This window comes from Propionispora hippei DSM 15287 (assembly GCF_900141835.1).
Classification (GTDB): Bacteria; Bacillota; Negativicutes; order Propionisporales; family Propionisporaceae; genus Propionispora; species Propionispora hippei.
The window spans coordinates 160,924-175,447 of the sequence record NZ_FQZD01000007.1 but is presented as its reverse complement, the minus strand read 5'-3'; the positions used below and the strand labels follow the sequence as shown (position 1 = coordinate 175,447).

17 protein-coding genes are annotated in these 14,524 nt (G+C 47.3%); 4 read left to right on the top strand and 13 right to left on the bottom strand.

What is annotated here, in order from left to right:
- The first annotated feature begins 81 nt into the window (after positions 1-81).
- A complete protein-coding gene (locus F3H20_RS05320) occupies positions 82-927 on the top strand; it encodes a helix-turn-helix transcriptional regulator (protein ID WP_188128206.1) in 846 nt (281 codons plus the stop codon).
- Positions 928-1,101: 174 nt separating this feature from the next.
- On the opposite strand, the gene F3H20_RS05315 is transcribed toward F3H20_RS05320, so the two are convergent.
- From F3H20_RS05315 to F3H20_RS05295, 5 genes are all read right to left on the bottom strand, one after another.
- Positions 1,102-2,034, bottom strand: coding sequence for an aldose epimerase family protein (locus F3H20_RS05315; protein ID WP_149733906.1), 933 nt, complete (start codon positions 2,032-2,034; stop codon positions 1,102-1,104).
- 91 nt (positions 2,035-2,125) lie between these two features.
- Entirely contained in the window at positions 2,126-3,148 is a 1,023-nt protein-coding gene (locus F3H20_RS05310; RefSeq protein WP_149733905.1) for an arabinose ABC transporter substrate-binding protein, read from the bottom strand.
- A 98-nt stretch (positions 3,149-3,246) separates the two neighbouring features.
- The gene (locus F3H20_RS05305) at positions 3,247-4,269 is read right to left on the bottom strand and encodes an ABC transporter permease (protein WP_149733904.1); all 1,023 of its coding nucleotides are present in this window, start codon (positions 4,267-4,269) and stop codon (positions 3,247-3,249) included.
- Positions 4,262-5,773 carry a sugar ABC transporter ATP-binding protein gene (locus tag F3H20_RS05300; RefSeq protein ID WP_149733903.1) on the bottom strand — a complete coding sequence of 504 codons (1,512 nt, stop codon included), beginning with the start codon at positions 5,771-5,773 and terminating at the stop codon, positions 4,262-4,264. The genes F3H20_RS05305 and F3H20_RS05300 overlap by 8 nt, the downstream gene beginning before the upstream one ends.
- A 202-nt stretch (positions 5,774-5,975) precedes the next feature.
- Complete coding sequence (locus F3H20_RS05295; protein WP_149733902.1) at positions 5,976-6,230, bottom strand: hypothetical protein; 255 nt, start codon at positions 6,228-6,230, stop codon at positions 5,976-5,978.
- 154 nt (positions 6,231-6,384) lie between these two features.
- Here F3H20_RS05295 and F3H20_RS05290 point away from each other — a divergent pair, with 154 nt between their 5' ends.
- Positions 6,385-6,663, top strand: a complete 279-nt coding sequence (locus F3H20_RS05290; protein WP_149733901.1) for a hypothetical protein — start codon at positions 6,385-6,387, stop codon at positions 6,661-6,663.
- A gap of 257 nt (positions 6,664-6,920) precedes the next feature.
- Here F3H20_RS05290 and F3H20_RS05285 read toward each other — a convergent pair whose 3' ends face one another.
- The 3 genes from F3H20_RS05285 to F3H20_RS05275 all read right to left on the bottom strand — a co-directional run bounded on the left by F3H20_RS05285 (position 6,921) and on the right by F3H20_RS05275 (position 8,969).
- Positions 6,921-7,802: a class I SAM-dependent methyltransferase gene (locus F3H20_RS05285; protein WP_223191637.1), complete on the bottom strand. Its 882-nt coding sequence runs from the start codon at positions 7,800-7,802 to the stop codon at positions 6,921-6,923.
- Between the two features lie 38 nt (positions 7,803-7,840).
- Complete coding sequence (locus F3H20_RS05280) at positions 7,841-8,221, bottom strand: VOC family protein (RefSeq protein ID WP_149733899.1); 381 nt, start codon at positions 8,219-8,221, stop codon at positions 7,841-7,843.
- Positions 8,222-8,342: 121 nt separating this feature from the next.
- Positions 8,343-8,969, bottom strand: coding sequence for a GyrI-like domain-containing protein (locus tag F3H20_RS05275; protein ID WP_149733898.1), 627 nt, complete (start codon positions 8,967-8,969; stop codon positions 8,343-8,345).
- Positions 8,970-9,185: 216 nt separating this feature from the next.
- Between F3H20_RS05275 and F3H20_RS05270 the strand changes: the two genes are divergently transcribed.
- Together F3H20_RS05270 and F3H20_RS05265 are read left to right on the top strand one after the other, a co-directional pair.
- Positions 9,186-9,779: a Crp/Fnr family transcriptional regulator gene (locus tag F3H20_RS05270; RefSeq protein ID WP_223191631.1), complete on the top strand. Its 594-nt coding sequence runs from the start codon at positions 9,186-9,188 to the stop codon at positions 9,777-9,779.
- Positions 9,780-9,813: 34 nt separating this feature from the next.
- Positions 9,814-10,797: an oxidoreductase gene (locus F3H20_RS05265; RefSeq protein WP_149733897.1), complete on the top strand. Its 984-nt coding sequence runs from the start codon at positions 9,814-9,816 to the stop codon at positions 10,795-10,797.
- A 236-nt stretch (positions 10,798-11,033) separates the two neighbouring features.
- Here the strand turns inward: F3H20_RS05265 and F3H20_RS05260 are convergent, their stop codons facing one another.
- The 5 genes from F3H20_RS05260 to F3H20_RS05240 all read right to left on the bottom strand — a co-directional run bounded on the left by F3H20_RS05260 (position 11,034) and on the right by F3H20_RS05240 (position 14,513).
- Positions 11,034-11,423 (bottom strand): hypothetical protein, encoded by a 390-nt coding sequence (locus tag F3H20_RS05260; protein ID WP_091748739.1) that lies wholly within the window; start codon positions 11,421-11,423, stop codon positions 11,034-11,036.
- 47 nt (positions 11,424-11,470) lie between these two features.
- Positions 11,471-11,953: a DUF3887 domain-containing protein gene (locus F3H20_RS05255; protein WP_149733896.1), complete on the bottom strand. Its 483-nt coding sequence runs from the start codon at positions 11,951-11,953 to the stop codon at positions 11,471-11,473.
- Between the two features lie 275 nt (positions 11,954-12,228).
- Positions 12,229-12,975, bottom strand: coding sequence for a glucosamine-6-phosphate deaminase (locus tag F3H20_RS05250; RefSeq protein ID WP_149733895.1), 747 nt, complete (start codon positions 12,973-12,975; stop codon positions 12,229-12,231).
- Positions 12,976-13,058: 83 nt separating this feature from the next.
- Entirely contained in the window at positions 13,059-14,078 is a 1,020-nt protein-coding gene (locus F3H20_RS05245) for an iron-containing alcohol dehydrogenase (RefSeq protein ID WP_149733894.1), read from the bottom strand.
- A 27-nt stretch (positions 14,079-14,105) separates the two neighbouring features.
- Positions 14,106-14,513, bottom strand: a complete 408-nt coding sequence (locus tag F3H20_RS05240; RefSeq protein ID WP_149733893.1) for a transcriptional regulator GutM — start codon at positions 14,511-14,513, stop codon at positions 14,106-14,108.
- Positions 14,514-14,524 lie beyond the last annotated feature (11 nt).

The window sequence follows — 14,524 nt, the reverse complement described above, 5'->3', positions numbered from 1 at the left end:
GTCGATTTATCGTATAATAGGATTAGCTTATTGTCAGTTATGTACAGTTATCGCTGCCTCAATTACAGGAAGGGTGATACCATGCACGTCATTGAAAGGGGAGTATTAGACCACTCCCAGGCCTATTTTTATACTCCCAGCCAATTGGCCAGGTCCATTCTTTTCTACGTGATTTGCGCCGGACACTTTTATTGCGACAGTAATTATCACCTCAAGCGTCAGTCTTACAACAGCTTTTTACTCATGTATGTCCGCGCCGGTGAGGGAACGGTCTGGTTTGATGACAAAGTGGTCACCGCCAGAGCCGGCGATATCGTGCTGCTCAACTGCTACCGTCCGCACGCCTATAGTACCGACGGCTGGGAAACCCTGTGGTGCCACATCGACGGCAATATCTGCACCGAATACTTTAACCTGATCTATAATCGCTCGGGCTGCGTCCTGCCGCTGCACGGTTCGCCGTTAATTCCGGACTGTCTGGAGGATATTTTTAAGCTGCTGCAAAACAGCCAAATATTAAATGAGCATCTGGTTTCCTGTCAGATACAGCGCCTGCTGGCCGAACTCTACGGCGTAGCCTCCCAATATCCTACCGGCAGCACTGATCAGGACCACCCGATGATCAAGGCGATCACCTATATCAAAGCCAACTATTCTTCGAAAATTTCCCTAAATGACTTAGCCGACCATCTTTGCATAAGCGTCTACTATTTCAGCCGGCTATTCAAAAAAACCACCGGCTATTCACCCTACGAATATGTCACCATGGTCCGCCTTAACCGCGCCAAGGATCTCTTAAAAACCACCGGTTTGTCCGTTAAGGAAATCGCCTTTACCACCGGCTTCAACAGCGAGGCTAACTTTATTACCTGCTTCAAACAGCACACCAAAAATACCCCGACCGAATTTCGCAAGGTCCCCTTTTAGCCTTGGGAACCACTGATTAATTCACACTGCACATCCTGGCGGATCTTTTTCCGTCTGGCTGCGTCAGCAAAACCTTGAAATAGGGACCGCTATTCCTGCGGTTTTACTTCCTTGCCAGCCGAAAAAATCTCTCGCCAGGCCGGCAGGCTCATTTAATCAGCGGGTCCCTTGCGGTCAGTCCAAATTCATGGCCAGTTCAAACGACAGGGTCTCGCCCGGCGCCAGGCAATATAAGGCCTGATTCCGCTTGGCGATATCAATGGCGTCGTAATACCCGTTAGCCGGTTCCAGCGCACAATTATAATCACCGCGAAAGCCTCCCTCGGTTACCCAGAAACCGACATAAGGGAGTTTTTCTTTATCAAATACCACCTGATACCGCACCTGCTGCGACGGATAGTACACCCCGCACCGCCCTTCGGCGACCCGGCCGCAGGTATAGTATTTTTGCGTGGTGCCGCTCGTCGCGGGCAATACCCGGTCCAGCCGGTATTGCCTGCCGTCCCGGTTCCGGGTGACCGGATAGGAATGAAGCTGCCCGGCAGGACCTAAGCTCGCACTGTCCTGGACATTGAGCACCGTTTGCGTTCCCGGCGGAAACTCAAGCTCCATATCCTCTTCACAGCGCAGCAGGCAGTGCATCGCCCAAATACACGGGAACATAGCCGCCCCGTGATTGGTGATATGATAGTGAAGCCGCAGTGTCTTATCCTGCAAAGTCAGTTGCTTCCGATACCGGTAGCCAAAAGCCGGGCTTTGATAGGTCAGGCTTACGCGATCATCGCCTTCAATGACATAAGAAAAATCGGCGGTCCATATTTCACCGTGATCCGGATACTCCAGTTCCTGCTGCCCTACCCATACCTTGCCCCCGTCAATCGAAGGAAAGGCATCGTCAAAGCCGGCGGCATCATACTCGGCAAACGACGCGTACTTGCCGGGCTTTTGGTAAGCCTCCTCTTTATGCTGAAAAAGCAGCTCAAACTGTTTATCCTTTTTATACATCGACGCCACCTTGCCGCCTAAGGCCGGAATGACAATAATCCGCAGCCATTCATTTTCCAGCCGCAGCGCGTCCATCTGCTTAAACCGTATTTTGTCGATCATAACCGCCAGCCTCCCTGTGTATCTCAAAAGATCATTTAAAAACCGGCGCCCATGCACTCTGGGCGCCGGTTCCCTTTACCTGTATATATAACTATTCCGCGTTTTTCCCCATAATCTGCTTATAGTTATCCTTTGTTACAATAGCCGCATCCACGGCAGTTTCCATCGGCATTTCCTCTTTTTTCAGTATGTAATTCATCAGTACTTTTACCGAAGTGCCGCCCACCGCATCGGACGAGAAATAGGTGGCCGCTTTCATTGCCGAATATTCCTTCTTGAATTCGTCTTTTGCCAGATAGCCACCCAGACCGATTACGCAGGAGCTTTTATCCAGACCGGCCTGCTCGAGCGCCCGAACCGCCCCAACCGCGCCTTCCTCATTGGCCGTCATAACCATCCATTTCTTGATTTCCGGATGAGCGGTAAAGATGGCTGCCGCTCCGTTGAAGCCTTTATCCGTTTCCCCGTTGTAGTCCGCTTTAAAAATCCGGTCACCGCTAAATCCGGGCAGCAGTTCCTTAAACTTCTCTTCTTCCCCCTGCGTCCGCGGCACGCAACTGGACACTGTATCCATCGTCAGGATTAACAGACCGGCCTGATTGTCTTTGTCAAAACCATTGGTTTTCGCATAATTGGCCATCCATTCCCCGTTGACCTGACCAATCTTGTAGGCGTTGATGCCCACCCAGGGCGCCAGCTTCTTGCCGCTTTCATCCTGCAGCGCATCATCGGCCGCTACAACAGGAATGCCGGCTTGTTTTAATTTTTCCACCGTCACTTTGGAAAGCTTCTGATCCGGAATACAGGTAACCACCCCATCCACCTTCTGGGCGATTACATTATCAATCGCTTGCAAATAGGTATCGGGATTCATCTTGGCATCAATGAACAGAAAATCGGAAGCTCCCATTTCTTTAGCCGCTTTTTCCGCCGCTTTGCCTTCATCGATAAACCAGACCTGATCACCGGCCTTATAAATGCCGGCAATCACCAGCTTCTTCTTGTCGCCGCCGGCACTTTTCCCCTGATCACCCGAACCTGAGCCGCACCCCCACAGCAAGGTACTCACCAGTAAAGTCCCCAGCAATACAGCCATCTGTTTTTTAAATTTCATCCTGCACGCTCCCCCTCTATAGCATATTCGTCCACCCGGTTTAAAACTTGCCCTATCTCCCCCTCCCTGCTGATAACCGACTATCCGCAAGACTCTCTTTAGGCCGGAGTTGTTTTCACCGGCGGTTCCTTCTGCTCCAGCAGGGCCATACTCTGCTCCAGCAGCTTCTTTTCCCGGTTTTTCTTACGCAGGAAGTCAAAGGCCAGCGCAATGAACAGCAGCATCCCCCGGGCAACAAATTGCCAGAATACAGGAACGTTCAACATAATCAGCCCGGTATTAAAGCCCTGAAGGATCAACACCCCGAGCACGGTGCCGAAGATGGTTCCCACACCGCCGGTGAAGGCCGTGCCGCCCAGCACGGCAGCCGTAATGGCGTCAAACTCCAGCCCCACACTGGCCGCAGGCTGTCCTGAGCTCATTCTGGCTCCCAGAATGATCCCGCCAAGGGCCGACAAGGCGCCTGTCAGCATAAACAGCACATTGGTAATCCGCTCCGGGTCCAGGCCTGCCAGGCGAGCCGCATTTTTGCTGCCGCCCACCACATAGACACTGCGCCCGAACCGGGTTTTGGCCAGAATAATACCAAACAGCAGAAAGGCCAGCAAAAGGATAATGACCGGAATCGGCAGGCCCAGTATGCGCTCCTTGCCAAAATCAATAAAAGTGCTGTCCATGATATAAACCGGTTTGCCGTCGCAAATAATGTAAGCAAAGCCCCGGAAGATCGACATGGTGGCCAGAGTGGCAATAAAGGACTCCAGCTTGATCTTGTTAACAGCCCAGGCATTGATATAGCCAACCAGGATACCGGCGCCGATGACCACCAGCAGCATGGGAAAGAAGCTAAGCCCCTTCTGCATCAATACCGCCGCCAGCACACTGGCAAACGCCGCCACCGACCCGGTAGACAAATCACATAAACCGGCAATAATCAGATAGGTTTCCCCGATAGCCACCAGCCCCGGCAGCGAAGCGGCTACTAAGATATTGATCAGATTAGCGCTGCTGAGATAATTGCTGTTAAAGAATGAAAATATAATGACAAGGGCCACTAAAGCAACGATCAGGCCAAGTTTGTCTGTTTCGATTTTTTGCGTGATATGGTCCCATTTAAGCATACTGTTTTTCCCCCTCGTCCAGCATGGCATAGGCCAGAAGCTTATCCTCGGCCGCTTCCTCCCGGCTTACCTCACCGGTCATTCTGCCGTTTTTCATGATGATAATCCGGTCGCTAAGCCCGATAATTTCCGGCAGCTCCGAAGAAATCAGCAATACCCCTACTCCCTGCCGGGCAATGTCACAGATCAATTTATAAAATTCCGCTTTGGCCCCCACATCAATCCCCTTGGTTGGTTCATCCAGAATCAGGACCTTAGGTTCGGTTATCAGCCAGCGGGCTAAAATAGCTTTTTGTTGATTCCCGCCGCTTAATTCCACGATGTTCTTGCCTGCATGCGGGGTTTTTATATTCAGCAGCCTGATATTTTCCTCAATAATAAGAGCTTCCTTTTCTTCCTGAATCAGATGAAAGGAATTTAAGATATTGCCCAAAATAGAGATGCTGATATTTGCCCCTACCGTCATGTTCGGCAGAATGCCCTGTGTCTTCCGGTCCTCCGGCACCATCACAATCCCTTTTTGAATGGCTTCGCCGGGAGACTGACTGAAAGCAGGCTTGCCTTCCAGCAGCACTTCCCCCGCTTTTATCCGGTCGGCACCGATAATGGCCCGCATGACTTCAGTCCGCCCGGCTCCCACCAGCCCGGAAAACCCCAGTATTTCGCCTTTATGTAATTGAAAAGATATTTGCCTTACCCGGTCGGAGCAGAGATTCCTTACTTCCAGCAGGACTTCGCCAAGCTCCGTATTGCGGTTAAGCTCCTTAAACACATCGCCCAGATCACGGCCCACCATCAGCCGGATCATCTCCTGTTCGCTTACCTCCTGCTGCCGGACAAGCTTGACAAACCGGCCGTCTTTAAAGATAGCCACCTTATCGGCAATCTGGCGCAGCTCCTTCATCCGGTGAGATACATAAATAATGACTTTCCCTTCCTGTTTTAGCTTTTCAATGATCTTAAACAATATGTCAATCTCACTGTCACACAAACTGGCCGTAGGCTCGTCAAAGGCGATGACCTTTAATTCCCGGCTATAGGCTTTCATAATTTCAACCATCTGCTGATGGGCCACGCTGAGCTCCTTCACTTTTTTGTCCGGAGCAATGGGCAGACCAAATTCATCGATAATTTTTTTTGCCGCCTGATTCAGCCGTTTCCGGTCAACCAGCCCGAGCTTCCCTACCGGCAGACGGCCGACAAATATATTCTCGGCAACGCTTACCTCCATCAAAATTTGCCGTTCCTGATAAATCACACTGATGCCGGCTTCAATGGCCTCCTTGGGATTGGAAAAATGCCGTACTTCCCCATTTAGCAGGTATTGCCCGGAGGTCGGCTGATAGTCTCCGTTCAACACCTTAAGCAAGGTCGATTTGCCGGCGCCATTTTCACCAAGAAAAGTCAGTACCTCGCCGCCTTCCGCCGTAAAACTGATGTCATCCAGCGCTTTGACTCCGGGAAAGTATTTGGTAATGGCCTTAAATTCTAAAACGTTTTTCATCCCGACCTCCTTGAGTCCTTATGGCAATTGTTTTAATATTCTAATTTATTTTATTATAGAATTATTTTCTCCGGTTTACATTACTAATCCTTGCCTACTTATTTATAAATCTTGCTCTTACCTCAACCGGGTTCCCATAAACGCAAACAAGTCTCCCGGGCTTGATCGGACAGTCAAAACCGGGAGACTTGTTTATGTAGCTTTATTTGCTTTTATCCATAAACCGGACTAGCTCAACCAACTGGTTCAACTTGCCCTGACTGGCATCAGCTATGGCGCTTAATTTATTTAACTGCTCCATCGCAAGCGCGATCAGTGATACGGTGTTCTGAATATTGCCCGTAATCCCCTGCAACGAGCTTGTAAATGAGGCAATCCTAGTAACTGTCGCGCAAAACTTGTCAGTAAACCCTGCCGCAAAACAGATCCAACCTAACTGTTTCAACAAGGAAGCCAAGATACAAACACTACACCTGCAAAGGAAAACACTAGGAACCCGCTGCAGCGCTTGTTGCTCAAGAACGGTAAGACAGCAGCCTGTATAGTATGTTGGCATGGATTTTGCTTAATATTTATTGCAAGCAAACTATAACTACTTCTGGAGGATGGAAATGAAACTATATAAACTTATCATTACCGGGAACCATACCGACTTTGTTATCCAATACACAGTTTCTACCAATTTTATTGCCTACAATGACTGTCAATTTACCGGAACAGAACAAGAAAAATACGATCAATTTTTAACCGAATTACAAGAGGTCATGGGTGAACTAACCATTCATATAAAAGTAAAAATGACCAATAAAACAGTCGATCGGGCATTTACCAAGAGTGTAATCCTGAGTATCAAGGATGTTGGAGATTTTATTCAAAAACTAAGTGCCTAAGGGCCTACTTGCTCTAACAAGCAACGGCCTTGCTAAACAACGATCAAATTAAACTTTGTCACAGCCCAAAAGGCGGCATCCGGTCTAAAACACCAGATGCCGCCTCTTTTAAATCCAGGTGAACATTTGCTTGATTTTTACTCTTACCCCGCCAAACCTACAACTTCAAATTTTTTAACACGCACCAAATATCGATTCAAAAGGACCGCCCCCGTAACTCCATACGCCGAACGGCCAGCTTAATAGCACTTACTTGATTATCCTGACTTTTTTGCCGTTATAATTCTAAATTTTTTAGCAAGTAGTCCTAAATCTTCTTCACCAAAATATCTTTCCGCCAGTTTAACCGAATCCAATTCTTCCATTAAAGCTAAATTATATTTTGCTAAAAAATCCTGAATATGTCCATCAATTGCAAAACCGGGTTTCTCACCGGCTTTAGCAAGAACCTGATAATGTTTTATAACCTGAGGATCATTTTGAAGCTGTTCTTGTCTAACCATCGAAGCAGAAACATAATCAAAAATAATCAGGCTGTCTTGCCCTGTATATTGATCAATCAGTTGAAAGGTTTGATCGATAGACGTCTGATTAAGATACATCGTTAACCCTTCAAGCAGAAAAAGGCAAGTCTTATTTTGTTTAAAACCGGCTTCATCTAACTTTTCCGAGACGGCTTCTTTGTTAAAATCAATAGAAATAAATTTTAGATTCTCCGGAAGCTGAATGTTGGCTCCCCTAATTCTCTCTCTTTTAGCTTGCTGGGTTACCGGAGCGTCAAGTTCAAATACCGTCGCGTTTTTTAATTCCTTTTGAAACCGAATCGCCCGGGAATCAAATCCGGCGCCAAATACGACGATTTGTTCAACATTCCCGCCCATATTCTTAAACATCGCATCAATGAATTTGGTCCGGGCAATCAAATATTCATAATTCCCCGGAGCTTTAAGGAAGCAATTTTTTAACAGCTTCCGGGAAAAGTCATGTTTAGCCAGGAAACCAAGAAATGGAGGTCCCATGACCGGAGCAACATAATCATCGCTTTTGTAATTAGAATCCTTTTCATAATAGGATACTGTCCGCGCCAGGCATGTTCCCTGTGCAGTTATGGATACTTTTGTTTCAATTCTATGACTCATCAATATCACCTCTCCCGAGACTTCAAGTGCCTATTATATTAAGCCATATTATCTTCGGCGCAAAGGCAAAACGGGTGTCCGGCAGGATCTAGCATTGTAACAAACTCACGACCGCCAAATTGGGATGTTGCCTCAATCGCGCCGAGGGATTTAGCGTATTCAACTGCTGCGGCAACATCGGGCACCTGAAAATCGAAATGCATTTGTTTTTGCTGCTTTTCTTTTTCTTCCGGCCAGACAGGTGGCACATAATCCGCTTCTTCCATAAACAGAAATACAATCCCAGTTCCACTACATAAGGCAGGCCGTCCAAACATGTTTCGTTTTTCCCAGCCAAGTAATTGATGGTAGAATTCGCATAGCTTTATTTCATCGCCGCAGTCAACCATAATATTACCTAGGCATATCCCCTGAATCATGAAACTCCCTCCCGACATATCCGTTTAATTAGTATTAAGCACAACCCTCTCATCATTCTTCCGCATCCAGAGGGACGGTTCATTCGATTTGTTTGTTATTTATTTTACAGCTTTCCCTGTATCACGCTATGGGCTTAACCCTATACCTTAAAACGGTTTTTAATTTAGCCGGTTCAACTTTTCGCGCGTCGGAAAGATAAATTTCCCGGTGCTTTAAAGATGTTATTTCAAGATTGTTTTTTGCTATAAAGTCCCTCATCAGGTTAAAACTTTGAGGCTCATTATCATATGAACCTAGGTGAAGCATTTGTACTGATAAGCCATCCTCCATCGTATCAAATACCACACGCTCCAGTAATGGATGCGGTTTCTTTTTTCTTACAAGCTCAAAGGCCTTGTCAGCAACATCCTGGGTCACAAAATCGGGCTGTCGAATCATGATGGTGTATAGAAACTCGTCCTTGTCCAACGTTGCGGACTTTCTTCCCTCTTCCGTTAAATCCCATAATCCCTCTAAGGGATAGACCGTATATTCAAAATATCCTTCGGGAGTATAGCCTTGTTTGGGCATCATTCTAACAGCATATGCCAATGAATAAAGAACACCTACTTCTTCAGCAAAGGAATCCCGATTCGGATTCCCCTTCCCTTTTAACATAAAGAATTTTTGCTTGGGGACCGTAATTAATTCCGGAAGGGTCTTAGGCAGGTATAATTGTTTTTCTTCCTTTTTCCATTCGTATTTCATTTGCCATGCTCCTTTTTTAGCCCAAGAATGCACATGCAGGTTCTCGCTATGCCTGGTCATTCTACGTAATACACCCTTTCTCCTTTCAATTTCACCTTGCCACAGAACCTTTCCCGGATAAAACTGGAAAAAATAATGTTTTTTATAAAATCTTATCCTATGATAAGGAAAAGAACGGCGATTTAGATACAATAAGATTAGGAGGATAGAGCAGCTATGAAAGAAACAGACCTTCCATATTTAAAAAACAATGTATCAGATTTGCCGCTAATGACTGATGATGCTATCAAAGATCGATTTTTATCCACGGGCCAAATAAGGAAGCATAAAAAAGGAGACTTAATTATAGTAGCGGGACAAGACAGCTATGAGCCGAGCATCTTATTGTCCGGGCTAATACGGGTTTTCTTTTTAAACGTTGAGGGTGTGGACGTAACTAATTTATTTATCTTTGAAAACACCTATTACGGTTCTGACTTTTTAACAATGAAAAAGGCCAGTGTATGCAGTTTTGAAGCATTAGAGGACTGTGTTTCGTTGGTACTCGACCGCCAAGTGTTAAAGGAAACCTTACAGAATAATATTCATGTTCTCTTGGATTACACAAGAATACTGGAACAGTCCTTGAACAATAAAATACTAAGAGAAAATGCGTTGATTACCAAAAGCGCTACTGAGCGTTATCTCGATTTAAAAAAGACTTATCCCCATATCGAGAAACGGGTTAGCCAAACCCATATTGCTTCCTATTTAGGCATTACGCCAGTATCGCTCAGCCGGATACGGCGCGTTATCCGGGAAGAAAATTGATTTGCTAAATCCGAAATTAAAGGAGTAGCTACCAATGGAATATACGAAACAAGTACCGATAAATTCCGGCTTTGGTCCCCAGACAACCGCCAAAGAAATCCTCAAGGGTTGTGATCTTACAGGGAAGATAGCTATTGTGACAGGAGGATATTCCGGTATAGGTCTCGAAACAACCCGTGCCCTGGCCAACGCAGGCGCCACCGTGATTGTACCCGCCCGCTCGCCGGAAAAGTCCCTTAAAGCCTTAGAGGGAATCCCCCATGTAGAGCTTGAAAAAACTGATTTGATGGACTCTACATCGATTGATGATTTTGCTGCACGTTTTTTAGCTACCAACCGTCCGCTGCACCTGCTTATTAATAGCGCCGGGGTGATGTTTACCCCGCTTAGGCGTGATTCACGCGGTTTTGAATCACAGTTTTCAACAAACCATTTGGGACATTTTCAACTGACCGCAAGGCTTTGGCCGGCATTAGTAAGAGCACATGGCGCGAGAGTCGTTGCGCTTTCATCACGCGGACACCGTCTCGGTGGTGTTGATTTTGCTGACCCCAACTTTGAAAACAAGGAATATAACAAATTCACCGCCTATGCCCAGTCAAAATCAGCAAACAGCTTGTTTGCACTCGAACTCGACAAACGCGGAAGAGACTACGCCGTTCGGGCTTTTGCCGTGCATCCGGGCTTAGTGCCTGATACCGATTTAGGCCGTGATTTAGACCCCTCAGAGCTTAAACCGCAACCGGTGAAAAACTCGCAAGGGCTTATCACCTCTGATGAAACTAACGCTCAATATAAGTCGGTGGAGCAAGGGGCTGCGACCAGTGTCTGGTGTGCAACAAGTGCGCAATTAGATGACATGGGTGGCGTCTATTGCGAGGATTGTGACATAGCCATAACGGTTGCCTCTGACAGTACCAGCCCGTTTGGCGTACGTCCGTGGGCAATTGATGCTCAACTGGCTCAACGGCTATGGGCTTTGAGCGAAAAGCTCATAGGAATAAAATTTGAAATATGAGGTTGTAAAGAGTCTTTGCACATAACAACTTTACAGCTAACCTGTAAAGTCGCCACCGGTTTATGGCCAGTCCCTTGATCAAACTCATCTAGGATTGCCAACTTTTCTTCACCGCTATATTGACTCTTTCATAGCATGAAAATACTCCCCCTCTCGGCAACAGGTTTTATATTTCTCCTGTCTACCTATCGGGGGAGTCTAGGGAACCACTGAGTGGGGATTTGATTATATTATAGTTAATCTTTATTGGGATATATGACTGAATTATTATGGGAATCGCACCATATCTGCTCTTCACTAAGACTGGTTTCAATAAGCTCGACAGGCGCCCCCTCTACTTCAATGATGGCTACTCTGTAGTTATCAAAAGGATAATACGGTTCTAACAGTACAACTTTGCCTTCTATTGCTTTTTCAATACTGTCCACCTTAAACGCAATATGAGGTACACTCTGTACCAGAGGATGTAACGGGCAGCCTTCTTCAAAACGGTGCCACTGTATCCGAAATTCATTATGGCCAGCTGTCGTATACATCTTGAAAGTGGAACTATATCGTTCCCCTGCCTGTGGTTTATCGGTAGGAATTCCCATGTGATGGTATTCGTATGTAGCAGAATTTTTCATAATTGTTGTTCTCCTGGCTAAAATGAATTTCTACTATGACTTTGTTGTCACTGCTCCCCATTATTACCCGCATATGACAAGGGGCTTAACCAAAACCCTCCCACACGGATTTTATTATTTTCTTTAACAAAAACGCTTCTGACCAAAACAGGCTTTTCACTTTGTGAAAACGTAACCTTATAATAAACAGTCAGATAGGTTTCCCGGATTTCCAGACTGACAAATTCCTTGGAAGCATAGGAGCCAAATTTAGTCTGGATATCGTCCCGTATCTTCTTATACTCAGACTCCGGAATGACCTCTTTCATTTTTTGCGAAAAGTCCTTGCTAAATTGGCCGTAATTATCCTGATTAATCATTTGCAGTAAATTCTCCGTCATCGGATCGGCAAACTTTCTTATCTCATCCGTGTAGCTCCATTTCCCCAAATGATCTTGCCCCGCGTCTGCCGCTAAGCATGGTACTACCCCCATAAGCCAGATAGCCGATACAACAACAAGCATCCTTGCTATATAAATTGCCTGTTTCATATTTCCACTCCTTTTTCACACTTTTCATCAGCCCATTCCTGCCGCCGGCTCGCACACCCATAGGATAACCGGCTAAGCAAAACCCTGGCCCTACCTTCTTATCATATATTTCCCAATAACGGCCAAAATCCTGCCAATCCATCAATAGATTGGCAGGATTCCCTTTTCATATAAGGCACAACAACCTATAATGCAATACCGACTTAGACTTGTCAACCAATGTTCTTGGGCGAATGTTCCAAATTAAACTTCCGGCGTTTCCACTCTCCCGCCGCTTACTCAGTAAACCGGGAGCTTACCCCCACCTGCTGGGCCAGTTCCTTATCCAGGATCACCGTCACATCCCGGTGCAGCTTTAAGAGCGTGCAGGGAACTTGCGTAGTGACATCATCCCCGGCTAGCAGCTTCTTCAATACAGCGGCCTTCTGGCTGCCGGTGGCCAGCAGTACAATCTTCCCGGCCTGCAGAATATCGCCCACGCCCATCGTGATGGCCGTCTTCGGTACCTCGTCCTCGCTGGTGAAGAACCGGGCGTTCGCCTTAATCGTAGCCTCATCCAGTGTGGCGATATGCACCCCGGCCTGCAGCACTTCCCCCGGCTCGTTAAACCCGATATGCCCGTTCACCCCGACACCCAGTAGCTGCACATCCCGCGGCCAGATCTCCAGGATACGGCTAAAGTTGGTGATCTCCGGCTGCAGCAGTTGGCTACCCGACGGAATATAGGTATTGAGCGGATTGATGTCGATATGATCAAAGAAATATGTATCCATATAATGGCGGTAGCTCTGGGGATGATCGGGCTTTAGGCCGATATATTCATCCAGATTCACCGTCCGGATTTCTGTATAGCTCACCGCCTGCTGCTTATACGCCTCAATCAGATGCGGATACACCCCTTGCGCTGTCCCGCCGGTCGCCAAACCTAAACAGGCTTGCGGATTACCCTTAATAACGCTCAACAGTTGGTTCGCCGCTTCCCGACAGGATGCTTCATACGAATCGGTGACAATGATCTTCACTGACGGTACTCCTCCTTATACCGGGCAGGCAATCCGCCTGCCCGGTGATGTATTGGTACTGATTTTGTATTTGGTTGCTTACCTTATCCGACGGGAAAATCCCGTTGATACTTCGCTAAGATCTCTTCTACCCACTCCGCTGTAACCTCTTTGGCATTGCAGATCGAATAACGGATATTCTGATCCCGGACAAACTGGTTCAGCGTGAGTAACGCCTGCCGTATATCGTCGATCGTAACCTGCAGCGCCTGGGGCCGGATATCAATCTCCGACCGCTGAATCAGCGACACCGCCCGTTCATGCTGGTTATCCTGGAAAGCCGACATAAAGTAGACACCCAGGCAAACGGCCTGGCCGTGGAGAAACTGCCTGCCGGTGATCCGTTCCAGGTTCATAAAAACGTTATGCTCTGAGCCGTCTTCCCACATGGTATGCCGCATCCGGTAGCTGTGTTCGGCGATTCCCTTATAGGCCCGGACGATAAAGCGCAGGCCCGGTTCTTTGTTCTGTACAATATCTCCCATATACTCAGCTAACAGGGCCAGCATCTCCTGGGTCTCCTCATAGATCCGCTGATCAAAGGCATGAGATTTGGTGATTAAGGCATTGATCTTCCAGTCATAGCTGGCGGTCAGGCAGCTTAATAAATCACCGACGCCCGACAGGTTTAAATGGCGGGGCGCCTGCTCCAGGATATCAAAATCAATCAGAATCTCCTTGGGCAGAATATCGCCTTCATATTTAACCACATGGTCGTAGCGAACGGCTGTCTTGTAGCAGAGAAAGGCATTGACCGATAAGGCGGTCGGCATCTGGTAAAGTGGCACCTGATGAGCCGTGGCCCATAGCTTGGCCGCATCGGCAGCCATACCGCCACCCAGGCCCAGCACCTGCGTAAAACCCGACAGGGTTTTAACTTCTTCGTCCATGATCTTTTTCTCCATGGTAGTGACAAAATAGAGCTGGATAGCGTCTTGTTTGACCTGTCCTTTCAGCTTCTCCCAGATGACCGGATCAGTGACAATCAGCCAGTTTTCTTTACTGTCAGTTAAGATGGTTAGCAGATTCCGGCCATAGGTAACCGGATATTTCTCCTGGTTCATGATCGTTGATTCTCCTTTATGTTGGTGTTAGACCGCCTGAACGGCTTGCAATGCCGCCAGTTTCCGATGAACCTCTTCGGCGGCGCGAAGCTGGGCGGTCTCTTGGAGGGTTAATCTTTCCCGCTGTCCATAGTCGGCCAGCAGTTCGGGAATTTCACCAAAAATAAACCGTTTGTCCGGCACAAAATCAGTACCGAGGCTGATGCCTTTCAATCGGTAGGCACTGCGGATGCGCCCCGTCGAGTCAGCCAGAATCAGATAGTACACCCGCCATCCCGTCCAGTGTCGGGCTATCCCACAGCCGCAAATACCAAGCTTCTGCAGTCGTCCCAATGTCCGGGTAATCTTTTTCAGTTGGTAAATGCCGAGCAGTCCCTGCAGTAGGATGAGCAAAAAGAGATAGACTAGCAGGGCTTCCAGGCTTAGGCTGTTCATACGGCCTTACC